Genomic DNA, 15,046 nt, shown 5'->3' with positions numbered 1-15,046 from the left:
CTTCACACAAGCGAACGCGACGAACTGGTACGCGAAGCGGCTCTGAGCCCGGTTCAGTAGGGCTGCACCACGGGCTCGCCGGTGCGCAGCTCGGCCGGCAGGTGGCCCAGGTCGTTGTGCGCGATGAGGGCGTTCGGCTTCGTCGAGCGGATGCGCACGATCGTCAGCCCGCAATTGGCCTGGTTGAGCCCCATCCAGCGCCAGGACGGCGCCTCCAGCACCTCGCGCACGATCCACGAGATCACGAAGTTGTGGGTGATGATCAGCTCGTGGTTCTCGCCGATCGCGGGGGTGAGGAACTCCGAGGCGGCGTCGGCCATCTGGGCCTGACCGGCCTCGATCTGCGCCTCGCTGATGCTGCCGAAGAAGGCGTCCCAGGCGTTCGTCGACGGCGGCGGGCCGGAGGGGATGCAGTCCATGAGCAGCGAGCTGGGCTCGCTGACGAGGGCGGGCATCCGCTCCGTCATGATGCGGGCCGTCTCCTCGGCGCGCTCGAGCGGCGAGTGCCAGGCCTTCGTGAACGGGATGCCGGACAGGCGGCTCGCGATGGCCTCGGCCTGGCGGCGGCCGCGCGGCGACAGGGGGCCGTCGGGCAGGCCGTGCTCGGCGTCGAGCTGCTCGCCGTGGCGGACCAGGTACAGGTAGCGGGACAACGTCGTCTCCTCGTGGTGGTTCGGGTTCAGGCGGCGGCTGTGAGGCCGTCGAAGGATGCGGCGTCGACGGGGCCGACGGCGGCGATGGACAGAGGGCCGGCGGCGAGCTCCGCCGCGAGCTCGCGCACCTCATCGCGCGTCACCAGCGCGAGTCGGCGCAGCGACTCGTCGAGGTCGACGAACTCGCCGAGGCTCAGCTCGGCGCGGCCGAGCCGGGACATGCGCGAGTCGGAGTCCTCGAGCGCGAGGGCGCTGGCGCCGGAGAGCTGCCCGACGGCGCGGCGGTGCTCGGCCTCGGTGATGCCGTCGCTCGCGAGGCCCTGCAGTTGGGCCAGCATGAGCTCCGCGACGTCGGCCGCGTTGCGCGGCGAGCAGCCGGCCGCGAGGCCCAGCATGCCGAGGTCGCTGTACGCCGAGGCGAAGGAGTACACGGAGTAGGCGAGGCCGCGGCGCTCGCGCACCTCCTGGAACAGGCGGCTCGACATGCCGCCGCCGAGGACCGCGTTGAGCACCGCGAGGGCGCTGCGACGGCCGTCGCCGACGGTGAGCCCGGGCAGCCCGAGGATGAGGTTGGCCTGCTCGGTCGGGCGGTGGACGAACTCGCGGCCGCCGCCGTGCCCGACGACGGGCTCGACGGTGCGCCGCTCCCGGGGCGAGCCCGCGCCGTCGCCGTCGAGCGCGGCGACCAGCGCGTCGTGGTCGACGGCCCCGGCCGCCGTGACCACGATCGACCCGGGCACGTGGGTCTCGCGGTAGTGCCGGTGCACCGCGTCGCGGTCGACCGCGCGGATGCTCTCCGGCGTACCGCCGATGGGCCGGCCGAGCGGATGCGCACCGTAGACGGCGCGCGCGATCCGCTCCCCCGCTACATCGGCCGGGTCGTCCTCGGCCATCGCGAGCTCCTCGAGGATCACGCCGCGCTCGGTCTCGAACTCGACCGGGTCGAGCAGGGAGTGCTCGAGCATGTCGCGGATGACCTCGACCGCCATCGGCAGGTCGCGATCGCGCACCTTGGCGTAGTAGCAGGTGAACTCCTTGGCGGTCATCGCGTTGTGCTCGCCGCCGACCTCGTCGAAGCTGATCGCGATGTCGAGGGCGCTGCGCGTCGGGGTGCCCTTGAACAGCAGGTGCTCGAGGAAGTGCGTGGACCCGAACGTGACCGGCTGCTCGTCGCGGCTGCCGACGCCGACCCAGAAGCCGACGGTCGCGCTCTGCGCGCCCGGCACGGATTCCGTCAGCACGCGGAGGCCGCTCGGCAGCACGGTGCGGCGCACGAGGGTGCCGCCCGCCGCATCCGCTCGGAGCTCGGGGAGATCGAGGGGCAGTGCGACGGAGGAGTTCATCGGCAGCGAGTCTAGGTGCGGCGACCGACAGCGGGCGCGACCGCGGCGAGTCCGGGCGCGCCGCGGCTCAGGCGCCGGACGAGGCCCGATCGAGCAGCGCGACCTGCTGCCGGCTGAGCTGCACGCCGGGGCCCGCGAGCAGCTCGGCGAGCTGCTCGGGCGTGCTCGCGCTGGTCACCGGCGCCACGACCAGCGGCTTGGCGAGCAGCCAGGCGATGGCGACCGCGCCGACGGCCACGCCGTGCTCCGCCGCGACGCGGTCGAGCGCGGCGAGCACGCGCAGCCCGCGCTTGCCGAGGTGCTTGCCCGCCTCGCCGCCGCGACGGTAGCCGCCGAGGTCGGCGCGGCTGCGGTACTTGCCGGAGAGGAAGCCGCTCGCCAGCGCGAAGCGCGGCATGACGGCGAGACCCTGGGCGCGCGCGACGCCGGCGAGGTCGCCCTCGTAGCCGGAGCGCTCCATGAGGCTGTACTGGTTCTGCAGGGCGGCGAGCGGACGCGTGCTGAGGAGCCCGGCGAGGATCCGCGCCTCCATGACGCGGTACGCCGAGTGGTGGGAGAAGCCCGCCTCGCGGACGAGGCCGGCGCGGATGGCCTCGTCGACCGCGGTGAGCGTCTCCTCGAGCGGGGTCGCGGGGTCGTCGAGGTGCAGGTAGAGCACGTCGATGCGATCGGTCTGCAGCCGGCGCAGCGACGCTCGCACGGCGGCGCGGATGCTGGAGCGCCCGAGCCCCGGGTGGTCCGCGCTCTTGCCGATCTTCGTGCCGACGACCATCTCGTCGCGATTGCGACGCCGGCGCATCCAGTTGCCGATGATGATCTCGCTGCGGCCGCCCGCGTACGAGTCGGCGGTGTCGAGGAAGGCACCCCCGGCCGCCGCGAAGGCGTCGAGCACCGCCTCCGACTGCGGGGCGTCGAGCGTCCAGCCGAACACGTTGCCGCCGAGCGCGAGCGGCAGCACCGAGATGCCGGTCTCACCGATCCTGCGGTGCTGCGGGGCGACCGGCCCGACGGGGATCGGCAGGTGACCGAGGTCGCCCGAGAGCTGGTGCCCGGCCGGAGCGGGCGCGAGCCCGGAGCCCGGCAGCGCGATGGTGCTCGTCACGGGTGCGACGTGGGTGCGGGGCAGGGCCGCGGGTGCGCCGGGGAGTGCGGCGGGGGCGACGGAGGTGCCGTCCATCCGATGCCCTCCCCTCGACGCTCGCGATGCTGGTCCTGCGGCTGAGCCTAGGGTGCGGCGGGACGGCCGAGCCGGGGCGCGCACGAGCGCATGCGGTCGTTGCGCAATCGTGATGAAACGAGCGTTCCTCGGCCTCCCGACGGGGGTCAGACCCGCGGTCCGGCACCCGATTGGCTGCGCAGGCGGGGGAAGACGACCGACACCGAGAAACCGACGCCGGGCACCCGGTAGCTCGTGAAGACGCCGCCGAAGTGCCGCGCGCGCTCGCGCATCTCGGCGATGCCGCGACCCGCGGGCTCCTCGGTGAGGGCGGCCAGGTCGTCGGCCGCGGTGTAGCCCTTGTCGATGCCGATCTCGTCGGGGTCGAGACCCGCGCGCTTCGCCGCGGCGCGCTCGCCGTCGTCGTCGACGAGCACCTGCAGACCGCCGCCGCTCCAGGCGAAGACGACCCGCGCCTCCGTGCCGGCCCCGCCGTGCCCGAGAGCGTTCTCGAGGGCCTCCTGCAGGATGCCGACCACGGCGAGCTCGGCGCCCTGCGTGATCGCGAAGCGGTCGCCGCGCTCCTCGAAGCGCACGACGAGGCCGCGCTCGCGCACCGCGGCGACGAGCTCGCGCACGGAGCGCATCCTCGGCTGCGGTGCGGCCCCGAGCTCGCCCTCGCGGACGATCCCGGCCAGCCGGCGCAACTCGGCGAGCGTGCCGCGCGACGCCTCCGCGATGGCCGGCAGCGAGCGAACGGCGGCCTGCGGGTCGTTCGCCGCAGCGAAGCGCGCGCCGTCGGCCTGACGGATGACGTCGGAGACGGAGCGGACGGCCACCTCGTGCAGCTCCCGGATGATGCGGAGGCGGCTGGACTGCTCGGCCAGACGGTACTCGAGCTCATCGGCCGCGTCGAGCTGCTCCGCCTCGCGCACCGCGGCCCGCCTCGCGGTGCGGGCGGATCGGCGCCAGAGCGCGAGCAGGGCGATCGCGATGAGCAGGAGCAGCGCGGAGGCGGCGGCGAGACCGAGGACGACCGGGTCGTCCGGCAGCTCGTTCAGGGCCCGCATCCGTCGCTCCTCCGGTCGTCGCGGCAACGCGAAAGGCCCGTGAGCACGTCACGGGCCTTCTCTCGCTCCCCGGCTTGGACTCGAACCAAGAACCTATCGGTTAACAGCCGATTGCTCTGCCAATTGAGCTACCGAGGATCAACCGGTTCCCTCGAGGGGCGTCCGGCAGCGCTGATTACTGTAGCAGAGCGCGGAGGGGCGCGATGACCACGGCGTCAGCGTTCCGAGCGCAGCTGCGCGAGCCGGCGCACGTAGGGGTGCCAGGGGTCGTCGAGCACCTGCGCGACCGTGCCGCTGCCGACGATCTCGCCGCGGTGCAGCACGTCGAGGCGGTCGACGAGCGGCTCGAGCACGTCGAGGTCGTGGCTGATGACGAGCGCCGAGAAGCCCTCCAGCCGCCGCAGCTCGGCGAGCGTGCGCACGATGCCGGGGCGCACGGCCGGGTCGAGCCCGGCCGCTAGGTCATCGGCGACCAGCAGGCGCGGCGCCGTGACGATCGCCCGCGCGATGGCGACGCGCTGCCGCTGCCCGCGGCTCAGCTCGTGCGGGAACGCGCGCAGCAGCTCGGGTGGGAGCTCGACGGCGATGAGCACGTCGCGCACGCGCTGGCGCAGCTCATCGGGCAGCTCGCGGCCGCGGCGGAGCCGGGCGTGCAACGGCTCCGCCACGAGCTCGAGCGTGGAGCGGTGCGGGTCGAGCGTGGCCGCGGCGTCCTGAGCGAGGTAGCCGACCTCCGCGCGCAGGCGGTCGAGCCGGCGGGCGGATGCGCGGCGCAGCTCCGTGCCGAACAGCGCGATCGAACCGCCCGTGATCGACGGGGCGCCGGGGCCGCGGCCGGGCGCGAGGCCCTGCTGCGCGACCAGGCGGGCGATGCTCGAGGTGCCCGAGCCGGACTCCCCCAGCATGCCGACGACCTGGCCCGGCTCGACGCGCAGCGAGACGCCCCGCACCGCGGCGACCGCCGGCGAGGGACCGTGCGCGGAGTAGCCGAGCGAAAGGTCGCTCAGCCGCAGGACCGCATCCGTCGCGTTCATCCGATCCTCCTCCGCACCGTGCGCCTACTCGCCGCGCAGCGCGCGACGCTGCTCCTCGAGCGCCACCAGCTCGTGCTGGATGGCGCGGTGCCCCTCGGCGTCGCCCTCGCTGCGGCGGAGCCTGCCCAGCAGCTCGACCTTCTGGCGCAGCAGGTCGCGGTCGACCAACGAGACGACGATGTCGGTGGCCCAGCGCTCGAGGTTCTCCTCGTCGCGCACGGGAGCCGTGAGCACGCCGAGCTCGCGCACGAGGCCGGCGTAGTGCGGCGGCACCTCGCGGGCGATGCGGTCGAGCCATTCCGCACCGCTCACCGGCGGGCCGGCCTCGATGGCCACGGCGAGACCGTCGCGCACGACCGCCAGCAGACCGTTGGCGAAGGCGGCGCGGCTCGCGGCGCGCAGCAGGTCCTCGCCGAAGAACTCCGGGTGCTGCAGGATCGCCTGCAGCGCGTCGCGCTCGACGCGGATGTTCACATCGCTCGGCAGCTCGGCGATGCTGGCGCCCACCCGCTCCGGGGCCTGCTCGTCGCTGGGGGTCGCGCGGTGGCGGGCGGGTCCGGGATCCGATGCTCGGGGCTCGGGCTCCCTCTGCTGGGGGGCCCGCGCCAGCTCCTCCTCGGTCGGCGGCGCGTCGCGGTCGTCCGGAGCGTAGCGGCCCTGCTCGTCGGGCACGACGACGCGGGGACGATCCTGCCGGGGGCGGCCCTCGCCACCCTGGCGCGGTCCGCGCTCATCGTCGTGCCAGGGCTTGCGGTCGCCGTCCTGCCTCCGGCGCTCGGCGTCATGCCAGGGCTTGCGGTCGCCGTCCTGCTGCTTCCAGCGGTCGCCCCGGCCGTCCTCATCCGGCGGCATCGATGCGGCGGCGGTGGCCGCCTCGATGGCGATGCGGCCGGGACGGTCGGAGGTGGCGATGACGCGGCCGCGCGCGCCCGCGACCGCCTGACGCACGGCCTCGAGGTCCTCGCCGAGCCATCCGGCGAGCTCGCGGGCGTAGCCGTCGTGCAGCGCGCGGTCGCGGATGTTCGCCACGATCGGCGCCGTCGCGCGCAGCGCCTGCACCCGGCCCTCGACGGTGTCGAGGTCATGGCCGGCGAGCACGCGTCGCAGCATGAACTCGAAGAGCGGCTTGCGCCCCTCGATCATCTCCTGCACCGCACCGGCGCCCCGGTGCAGCCAGAGGTCGGCGGGGTCGAGGCCCTCCGGCGGCACCGCGACGAACGTCTGGCTGGCGAAGCGCTGCTCCTCGGCGAAGGCCCGGCTGGCGGCCTTCTGGCCGGCCTCGTCCGGGTCGAAGGTGAAGATGACCTGACCGGAGCCCCGCTGGTCGGTCACCTCGAAGTCGCCCATCACGCGCCGCATCAGCTTGATGTGGTCGACGCCGAACGACGTGCCGCAGGTGGCCACGGCGGTCGTGATGCCCGCGAGATGGCAGGCCATGACGTCGGTGTAGCCCTCCACCACGACGACGCGCCGCTGCTTGTTCACCTCGCGACGGGCCTTGTCGAGCCCGTAGAGCACCTGCGACTTGTGGAAGACCGGCGTCTCCGGGGTGTTGAGGTACTTCGGCCCGTTGTCGTCGTCGAAGAGCTTGCGCGCCCCGAAGCCGACCGGCTGCCCGGTGACATCGCGGATCGGCCAGACCAGGCGCCCGCGGAAGCGGTCGTAGAGGCCGCGCTCGCCGCTGCCGACCAGGCCGGCGGCGAGGATCTCGTCCTTGCCGAAGCCGTTCGCGAGGAGGTGCCGGCCGAGCGACTCGTAGCCGCGCGGCGCGTAGCCGACGCCGAAGTCGAGAGCCGCCTGCTGGTCGAAGCCGCGGTCGACGAGGAAGTCGCGGGCGGGCTGCGCCTCGTCGCGCCCGAGCTGGTCCTGGAAGTACTCGGCGGCGGCGGCGTTGGCCTTGAGCAGGCGCGCGCGATTGGAGGTGTCGGCCGCGCGCTCGCCGTCCTCGTAGGTCAGCTGGTAGCCGATGCGGCCGGCCAGGCGCTCGACCGCCTCGCTGAAGCTCAGGTGCTCGGTGCGCTGCAGGAACGTGAAGACGTCGCCGTCCTCGCCGCAGCCGAAGCAGTGGTACCGGCCGACGCCGGAGCGCACCGTGAAGCTCGGCGTGCGCTCGTCGTGGAACGGGCAGAGCCCCTTCATGGAGCCGACGCCGGCCCGCTTCAGCGCGACCTGCTCGCCGATCACGTCGACGATGTCGACCCGGTCGCGCACCGTGTCGATGTCGGAGCGACGGATCAGGCCTGGCATCGTCCCATCGTAGGGGGGCTGCGAACCTCGAGGAGGGTCGGGCTGCGGCTCGATCGCGCCGTGCGGCACCGACCGAGCGCCCACCGCATCCGCTCGCTGCGAGGAATGCAGGACGACCGCATCCGCTGCTCGGATGTCGACCGCGCCGGCGGACAGGACGGTGACGGTCGTCCTGCATTTCTCGCAGGGGTCGCGTGCCTGCGGTTCCCGTTGCAGGGCTGCCCGCGGCTCTCGCGGTGCTCGGCGGCGCTCACCGGCGGCTCGTGAGGGGTCGCGTCGTTCGCCCGCGAGGGCTGCGTGACGAGCGGATGCGCGGCGCCTGGGCCGTAGGCGGCAGGCCTCAGCCGACGAGGCGGCGGTGCCAGGCGATCGCGGACTGGTCGGTGAGGCTGGCGACCTGGTCGATGACGACGCGACGCGCGCCGGCGTCGTCCCCCGCATCCGCCCAGTCGGCGGCGAAGCCGGGCTCGAGCTCCGCCGGACCCGCCTCGAGGAGCGCATCGGCGAGCCCGGAGAGCAGCGTCCGCTGCTCGGCGTACAGCGGCTGCCGGGCCTCGCTGGCCATCACGAAGGCGGCGACGATGCCCTTGAGCACGGCGATCTCGGCCCGGATCGGCCGGGGCACCACGATGTTCGCCGAGAAGCGCGTGAGCGCTCCGCTCGGCTTCGCCTCACGGGTCGCGTTGATGGCCGCGGCGGCGAACCGGCCGATGAGCTGGCTCGTGAGGTTCTTGAGCCTCGCCTGATCGCGGCGCTCGCCCGAGTAGCTCGACAGCCAGAACTCCCAGGAGCTGAGGCGGTCGAAGGCCTCCGCGAGCTCCTCGACGCTGAATGCCGGCGACCACGACTGGACCGAGCGGATGAGGGCGTCATGGCCCACGCGGGAGGTGAGGAAGGCGGGGTCGATGGACTCCCCCACGATCGCGTCCTCGAAGTCGTGCACCGAGTAGGCGATGTCGTCGGCGAGGTCCATCGCCTGCGCCTCGATGCACTTGACACCGGCGGGCGCGCCGTCGCGCAACCACGCGAAGACCTCGCGGTCGTCGTCGTAGACGCCGAACTTCATCCGCTCGCCGTCGTGCACGCCCTCGGCCCGGGTCCAGGGGTACTTGCAACTCGCGTCGAGGCTCGCCCGGGTGAGGTTGAGCCCGTACGGGCGCCCGTCGGCGCCGAAGGTCTTGGGCTCGAGCCGGCTGAGCAGGCGCAGGGTCTGCGCGTTGCCCTCGAAGCCGCCGATGCCCTCGCTCCACGCGTTGAGCGCCGTCTCGCCGTTGTGCCCGAAGGGCGGATGGCCGAGGTCGTGCGCGAGGCACGCGGTGTCGACGACGTCGGGGTCGAGGCCGAGCTGGCTGGCGAGCTCGCGGCCGACCTGCGCGACCTCGAGCGAATGGGTGAGCCGGTTGCGCGCGAAGTCGATGCCGGCCGTCGGGCTGAGCACCTGCGTCTTCGCAGCCAGGCGGCGCAGAGCGCTCGAGTGCAGCAGCCGCGCTCGATCGCGGGCGAAGTCGCTGCGCCGGTGGTTCGAGTGCTCCTCGGGCAGCCAACGGTCGGTGTCGTGCGAGCCGTAGCCCGGCACCGGCTGCGTCATTGGTCTCCCTCTCGCCGCGACGGCTGGCGCGGGCAGTCCAGGGTATCGGACGAGGGCGCTGCGGTTTGGAGGCGCTGCGGGCTGGGGGCGCTGCGGTCTGGGGGGCGCTGCGGGCTGGGGGAGCTCCTGCGAGGAATGCAGGAGCCTCGCACGGGTGCGACGAGCGGAGGCGCAGTGGCGCGCTCGCGCATCCGCTCGTCTCCTGCATTCCTCGCGGAAGCGGTCGCGCGGAAGCGGTCGCGCGGAAGCGGTCGCGCGGTCGAGGACGGTGGACTGCGGCCTCGACGACGGCGTGTCGACGAGGCGCGCTCGGTGCCGCGGCGAGAAAACGCAGGAGGAGCGAGCGGATGCGGCGTGCACGGTTCCGAGGCGGCGGGCGGTGGAATGCGAGGCGCCTGCGTTCCTCGCAGCAGGGGGCGGGTGGCTGTCGCGGGGCGCGCGGCGGATCAGCCGCCGGAGTGGTGGGCCTCGGCGGCGGCGACCTCGGCGCGGTCCGCGGAGGCGAGAGTGCGGCTGTCGAGCCAGCCGTCGGGGAGGGTGGGGATCTTCGGGCTGCCGGCCCGGCCCCGCTGCCCCTCCGCGGCCTCGCCGGGGTAGGGCTGGTCGTGCTCGAGCTCGGCGAGGAGGTCGTCGAGTTGGGCCAGCGACTCGACCATGGCCATGCGGCTGCGCAGGTCGCCGCCGACGGCGTATCCCTTGAAGTACCAGGCCACGTGTTTGCGGATGTCGCGGCAGGCGCGTTCCTCCCCATCCGCTCGTCCGTCCCTGCCGGGGATGCTGAAGAACTCGGTGAGCAGCTCGGCGTGGCGGCGGAAGGCGCGGGCCACGTCGCCGAGGGTCGGGTGGATCGTCACGGCCTCGCGACCCTCGGCGCGGGCGGCGAAGGCGTCCGCGAGATCGCCGAAGAGCCACGGACGGCCGAGGCAGCCGCGACCGACGACGACGCCGTCGCAGCCGGTCTCGTCCATCATCCGCAGGGCGTCCTGGGCGCTCCAGATGTCGCCGTTGCCGAGCACCGGCACGCTCGTGATGGTCTCCTTGAGCGAGGCGATGGCGCTCCAGTCGGCGTGGCCCGAGTAGAACTCGCTGGCGGTGCGGGCGTGCAGCGCGATGCTGGCGACGCCCGCACCCTCGGCGATGCGACCCGCCTCGAGGTAGGTGAGGTGGTCGGCGTCGATGCCCTTGCGCATCTTCACCGTGAGCGGGATGTCGCCGGCCGCCTTCACGGCGCGCGTGACGATCTCCTCGAAGAGGTCGGTCTTCCAGGGCAGGGCGGAGCCGCCGCCGCGTCGGGTGACCTTGGGCACGGGGCAGCCGAAGTTGAGATCGATGTGGTCGGCGCGGTCCTCATCGACCAGCATCTTCACCGCGGACTCGACCGTGGCGGGGTCGACCCCGTAGAGCTGGATGCTGCGGGGCGTCTCCGATTCGTGGTGCGTGATGAGGCGCATCGACTCGGGCGTGCGCTCGATGAGCGCGCGGCTCGTGATCATCTCGCTGACGTAGAGGCCGGCGCCGTACTCGCGGCAGAGCCGCCGGAACGCGGTGTTCGTGATGCCCGCCATCGGCGCGAGCACGACGGGCGCGTGGAGCTCGATCGGTCCGATGCGCAGGGCGGGGGCCGGCGCGGCGAGGGTGGAGGGCATCCCCGTATTGTCCCACGGGGTCGAGGCGGGGCGGGGCGCTTGCGGGGACCAGACCGGTCGGTCGCCCTGCACGAACGCTCTGCGAGAAATGCAGGTGCTTCGTGAGAGCCTGCGCCGCGCATCCGCTCGGGCCCGGCTGGTAGAGCACGCGACGCCTGCATTTCTCGCAGGGCCGGGTGCTGGCGGCTGATCGTGGGGCTGGGAGGGAATCGCGCGGGGCAGGCCGTGGTTGGGGCGGGCATGAGCATGGGACGGGCGGAGGCGGATGCCGCGGAGCGCGGGCTCGAGATCGAGATCGTCGAGCGCGGTCCGGCGGGGTCGCTCGAAGAGGCGGCCGCGCGGCTCGGAGTGGCGCCGCCGGAGATCGTGAAGACGCTCGTGGTGAAGGGCCGGGACGGCTTCTGGTTCGCGCTGGTGCCGGGTGATCGGCAGATCTCGTGGCCGAAGCTGCGGGCCGCGATCGGCGTGAACAAGCTGCAGCTGCCGCCCGCCGAGCAGGCGTTCGAGGCGACGGGCTACGAGCGGGGGACGATCGTGCCCCTCGGCAGCACGACCGCGTGGCCCGTCTTCGCGGACGCATCCATCCGAGGGCGTATCGCGATGGGGGCCGGGTGGCACGGAGCCAGCCTGCTCGTGGAATCGGCCGACCTCATCCGCTCACTGGAGGCGACCGTCGCCGACATCTGCACCGAACCGGAGGGATGAGCCGGAGCCCGCTTGCGCCGCGTCTGCGAGAAATACAGGCGCAGCGGCAGGCGTCGGCCGCCGCGGCGACCGGTAGGGAAGCCAGCGGATGCGAGGCGCCTGCATTCCTCGCAGGTCGTGGAGGGGTGCCGTCGCGAGGCGCCTGCATTTCTCGCAGCGAGCGGGCTGGCGGGTCAGGCTTCGGGCGCAGGGACCGCGGTTGAGCTCGGGACGAGGCAGGCGTCGCCCTCGCACGCCGCCGCGTCCGGGGTGCCGAGCATCGTGAAGCCGTCCGGCGTCTCGCCGCTCACGCCGACGCTCGCTCGCCCGCGACCTGGGCGAGGGCGCCCGCGAAGGTCTCCGCGTCCTGCGCGCCCGAGATGCCGTACTTGCCGTCGACGACGAAGAACGGCACCCCGTTGATGCCGTACGCCTGCGCCTGGGCGACGTCGGCCTTGACGTCGGCGAGGAAGCGATGCGATTCGAGCGCCTCGGTGGCCTCGTCGCGGTCGAGTCCCACCTCGACGGCCAGGTCGACCAGGTCGGGGATGCGCCCGACGTGGTGGCCCTCCACGAAGTAGGCCTTGAGCAGCCGCTCCTTCATCTCGAGCTGCAGGCCCTTCGACTTTGCGAAGTGCAGCAGCTCGTGCGAGATGACGGTGTTGGTCTGGTGGATGTGGTCGTAGTCGTAGTCGAGGCCGACGCTCGCGGCGATCTCGGTGACGCGACCGATCATCTGCTCCGCCTGCTCGGCGGGGATGCCCTTGCGCTCGCTCAGGTAGTCGATCGGGGTGCCCTCGTAGTCGACCGGGGTGTCCGGGGCGAGCTCGAAGGAGTGGTACTCCACCTCGACCTCGATGCCGGAGGCGGCGACGCCCGCCTCGAACTTCCGCTTGCCGATGTAGCACCACGGGCACTGCACGTCGGACCAGATGTCGACCTTGATGGAGTTGCTCACCTCAGGGCCAACGCGGCAGCATCGCCGGTATTCCCTCGGTCGGCGGATGCGAGCGGATGCGGATCGGGCTGCGGTGCCAGCGCCTCCCCGACCTCGCGGTCGCATCGACGACGCCCGTCCGGCGCGCTCGCGCCGCTGGAGCTCCGGCCATCCCAGCCGGGCTGCCAGAGAGCGTCGGATCGCGGACCGCACGAGCACCCAATCGGCGTTCACCAGCTCGGCGTCCGTGCGCAGCGGTTGGCGTCCCTCCGCAGCGATCCGCAAGTCCTTGAGGCGGTCCGCGTGGAAGTTATCGGCGTGCTGGCGGCCGTCCACCTCCCATCCGATCGCATCCTCCACCGTCAGGTCGATGCGCTGGACGTCGCCGAGCCGCACCTGGGTCGCGACGCGCCACCCCTCGCCTCGCGCTCGGATGCGGGCGATGGTCTCGTTGCGGCTCTCACTGCGCCGGTCGACCCAGTCGCGGATGCGCCGCAGCGGCCTCGGCAGCTGGGCGATGAGCCAGGCGAAGCTCACCTCGTCGAGCAGCCCCGCCCGCCAGGCCCAGTCGAGCGCTATGACGGCCTCCTCGAAGGGTTCGTCGAGCACGACCCTGACGAGGGCATGGAGCGGATGCACGCTCGCGGCGTCCCCGGAACGGACCACCTCGGGCGGGTCCCAGCTGACGCGCATCGGGTCGTCGCGACGTCGCGGGCCGCGCCTGCCGCTGCGAGGCGAGCGGAGCCTGGACCCGTGCGCCGGGACGCTGATGCGGAGGACGCGGCCGCCTCCCCGGGTCCAGGCACCCAGCTCACGGAGCGCCGACAGCCCGGTGAGTTTGCCGCCGACCCGGACCGCACGGAAGCGGGCGTCGTGCTCGGGCAGGGTCGAGTACCAGCCGTTGCGGGCTCTGCGGAGGCGCCCGTCGCGGACTGCCGCGGTCAGGAGACGCGGGGTCGCGCCGGCTGCGAGGAGTTCGCGGGTGCGGGCGAATCCACCCGAGGCGTTGACGATGCCGACGAGGTCCATGCGGCCACGGTGGCGCAGGGCGTCCATCCGCCGGCTCGCGGCGGGTCATCCGTGGATGGTTCGCCGGTGTGGAGGGGCGGTGCGGCAGCAGCCTCGTCGAGGAATGCAGGCGTCCCGGCCGGGCCCGGGCGGGGCGCATCCGCTCGTTCCGCGGAGGCCGCACGAGACGCCTGCATTTCTCGCGGTGAGGGAGCGGGGCGCGGGGGGCGGGGGGCGCAGCGCCCGGCCGAGCCGGTCGGGCGGGCGCTGCGGCGAGGGTGCGTCAGGCGCCGAGCAGGCGCTCCGCGAGGTAGGCCTCGATGCGGTCGAGCGGGACGCGCTCCTGCGACATCGTGTCGCGCTCGCGCACGGTCACGGCGTTGTCGTCGAGCGAGTCGAAGTCGACCGTGACGCAGAACGGCGTGCCGATCTCGTCCTGACGGCGGTAGCGGCGGCCGATCGCGCCGGCGTCGTCGAAGTCCACGTTCCAGTACTTGCGCAGGGTCGCTGCGAGCTGCTTCGCCAGCGGCGAGAGCTGCTCGTTGCGCGACAGCGGCAGGATCGCGGCCTTGACCGGGGCGAGTCGGCGGTCGAGCTTCAGCACGACGCGCTTGTCGACGCCGCCCTTCGTGTTCGGCGCCTCGTCCTCGTGGTAGGCATCGACCAGGAACGCCATGAGCGATCGGGTGAGGCCCGCCGCGGGCTCGATGACGTAGGGCGTGTAGCGCTCGTTCTCGGCCTGGTTGAAGAAGCTGAGGTCGGTGCCCGACGCGGCGGAGTGCGTCTTCAGGTCGTAGTCCGTGCGGTTGGCGATGCCCTCGAGCTCGCCCCACTCGCCGCCGGTGAAGCCGAAGCGGTACTCCACGTCGACCGTGCGGGTCGAGTAGTGCGACAGCTTCTCCTGCGCGTGCTCGTACAGGCGCAGGTTGTCGGCGTCGATGCCGAGGTCGACGTACCACTGCAGGCGGGTGTCGATCCAGTACTGGTGCCACTCGGCGTCGGTGCCCGGAGCGACGAAGAACTCCATCTCCATCTGCTCGAACTCGCGGGTGCGGAAGATGAAGTTGCCGGGCGTGATCTCGTTGCGGAAGCTCTTGCCGATCTGCCCGATGCCGAACGGGGGCTTCATCCGCGACGCCGTCACGACGTTGTTGAAGTTCACGAAGATGCCCTGCGCGGTCTCGGGGCGGAGGTAGTGCATCCCCTCCTCGTTGTCGACCGGGCCGAGGAAGGTCTTGAGCAGGCCGGAGAAGTTCTGCGGCTCGGTCCACTGGCCCTTGGTGCCGCAGTTGACGCAGACGACGTCGGTGAGACCCGGCTCGGGGGCGCGGCCCTTCTTGGCCTCGAAGTCCTCCTCGAGGTGGTCGGCCCGGTAGCGCTTGTGGCAGCTCTGGCACTCGATCAGCGGGTCGCTGAAGACCTCGACGTGGCCGGAAGCCTCCCACACCTTGCGGGGCAGGATGACGGAGGAGTCGAGGCCGACGACGTCGTCACGGCCCTGCACCATCGACTGCCACCACTGGCGCTTGATGTTCTCCTTGAGCGCGACGCCGAGGGGACCGTAGTCCCACGCGGAGCGCGAACCGCCGTAGATCTCCCCCGCCTGGAAGACGAACCCGCGGCGCTTCGCGAGGTTGATGGCGGACTCGAGACGGGAGGGGGCGGATGCCACGGGGAGAG

11 protein-coding genes and 1 tRNA gene are annotated in these 15,046 nt (G+C 72.9%); 1 reads left to right on the top strand and 11 read right to left on the bottom strand.

All coding sequences use genetic code 11. The annotated features are described in order from the left end of the window. Positions 1-53: 53 nt before the first annotated feature. The 9 genes from QQK26_RS01475 to dusB form a co-directional block, all read right to left on the bottom strand. Positions 54-653, bottom strand: coding sequence for a histidine phosphatase family protein (locus QQK26_RS01475; RefSeq protein ID WP_284229306.1), 600 nt, complete (start codon positions 651-653; stop codon positions 54-56). 26 nt (positions 654-679) lie between these two features. Next, on the bottom strand, positions 680-1,996 hold the full coding sequence (locus tag QQK26_RS01470) for a M16 family metallopeptidase (protein ID WP_284229304.1): 1,317 nt from the start codon (positions 1,994-1,996) through the stop codon (positions 680-682). A gap of 67 nt (positions 1,997-2,063) precedes the next feature. After that, complete coding sequence (locus QQK26_RS01465) at positions 2,064-3,173, bottom strand: aldo/keto reductase (protein ID WP_284229302.1); 1,110 nt, start codon at positions 3,171-3,173, stop codon at positions 2,064-2,066. 146 nt (positions 3,174-3,319) lie between these two features. Then, entirely contained in the window at positions 3,320-4,222 is a 903-nt protein-coding gene (locus QQK26_RS01460) for a sensor histidine kinase (RefSeq protein ID WP_284229300.1), read from the bottom strand. Positions 4,223-4,287: 65 nt separating this feature from the next. Further along, a tRNA-Asn gene (locus tag QQK26_RS01455) sits at positions 4,288-4,360 on the bottom strand. A gap of 77 nt (positions 4,361-4,437) precedes the next feature. Then, on the bottom strand, positions 4,438-5,256 hold the full coding sequence (locus QQK26_RS01450; RefSeq protein WP_284229298.1) for an ATP-binding cassette domain-containing protein: 819 nt from the start codon (positions 5,254-5,256) through the stop codon (positions 4,438-4,440). A gap of 24 nt (positions 5,257-5,280) precedes the next feature. After that, complete coding sequence (dnaG, locus tag QQK26_RS01445; protein WP_284229296.1) at positions 5,281-7,503, bottom strand: DNA primase; 2,223 nt, start codon at positions 7,501-7,503, stop codon at positions 5,281-5,283. Between the two features lie 340 nt (positions 7,504-7,843). Next, a complete protein-coding gene (locus tag QQK26_RS01440; RefSeq protein WP_284229294.1) occupies positions 7,844-9,091 on the bottom strand; it encodes a deoxyguanosinetriphosphate triphosphohydrolase in 1,248 nt (415 codons plus the stop codon). A gap of 446 nt (positions 9,092-9,537) precedes the next feature. Further along, positions 9,538-10,737, bottom strand: a complete 1,200-nt coding sequence (dusB, locus tag QQK26_RS01435; RefSeq protein WP_284229293.1) for a tRNA dihydrouridine synthase DusB — start codon at positions 10,735-10,737, stop codon at positions 9,538-9,540. A gap of 240 nt (positions 10,738-10,977) precedes the next feature. On the opposite strand from dusB, the gene QQK26_RS01430 reads away from it, so the two are divergent. Then, complete coding sequence (locus QQK26_RS01430; protein WP_284229290.1) at positions 10,978-11,442, top strand: aminoacyl-tRNA deacylase; 465 nt, start codon at positions 10,978-10,980, stop codon at positions 11,440-11,442. Positions 11,443-11,728: 286 nt separating this feature from the next. On the opposite strand, the gene QQK26_RS01425 is transcribed toward QQK26_RS01430, so the two are convergent. Both QQK26_RS01425 and QQK26_RS01420 read right to left on the bottom strand, forming a co-directional pair. Beyond that, positions 11,729-12,379 (bottom strand): DsbA family oxidoreductase, encoded by a 651-nt coding sequence (locus QQK26_RS01425; RefSeq protein ID WP_284234393.1) that lies wholly within the window; start codon positions 12,377-12,379, stop codon positions 11,729-11,731. Positions 12,380-13,649: 1,270 nt separating this feature from the next. Beyond that, complete coding sequence (locus QQK26_RS01420; RefSeq protein WP_284229289.1) at positions 13,650-15,038, bottom strand: glycine--tRNA ligase; 1,389 nt, start codon at positions 15,036-15,038, stop codon at positions 13,650-13,652. Positions 15,039-15,046 lie beyond the last annotated feature (8 nt).

The organism is Arenivirga flava (assembly GCF_030161575.1).
GTDB classification, from domain to species: domain Bacteria; phylum Actinomycetota; class Actinomycetes; order Actinomycetales; family Microbacteriaceae; genus Arenivirga; species Arenivirga flava.
The sequence above is the reverse complement of the archived record's forward strand: the minus strand, read 5'-3'. Positions and strand labels throughout refer to the sequence as shown.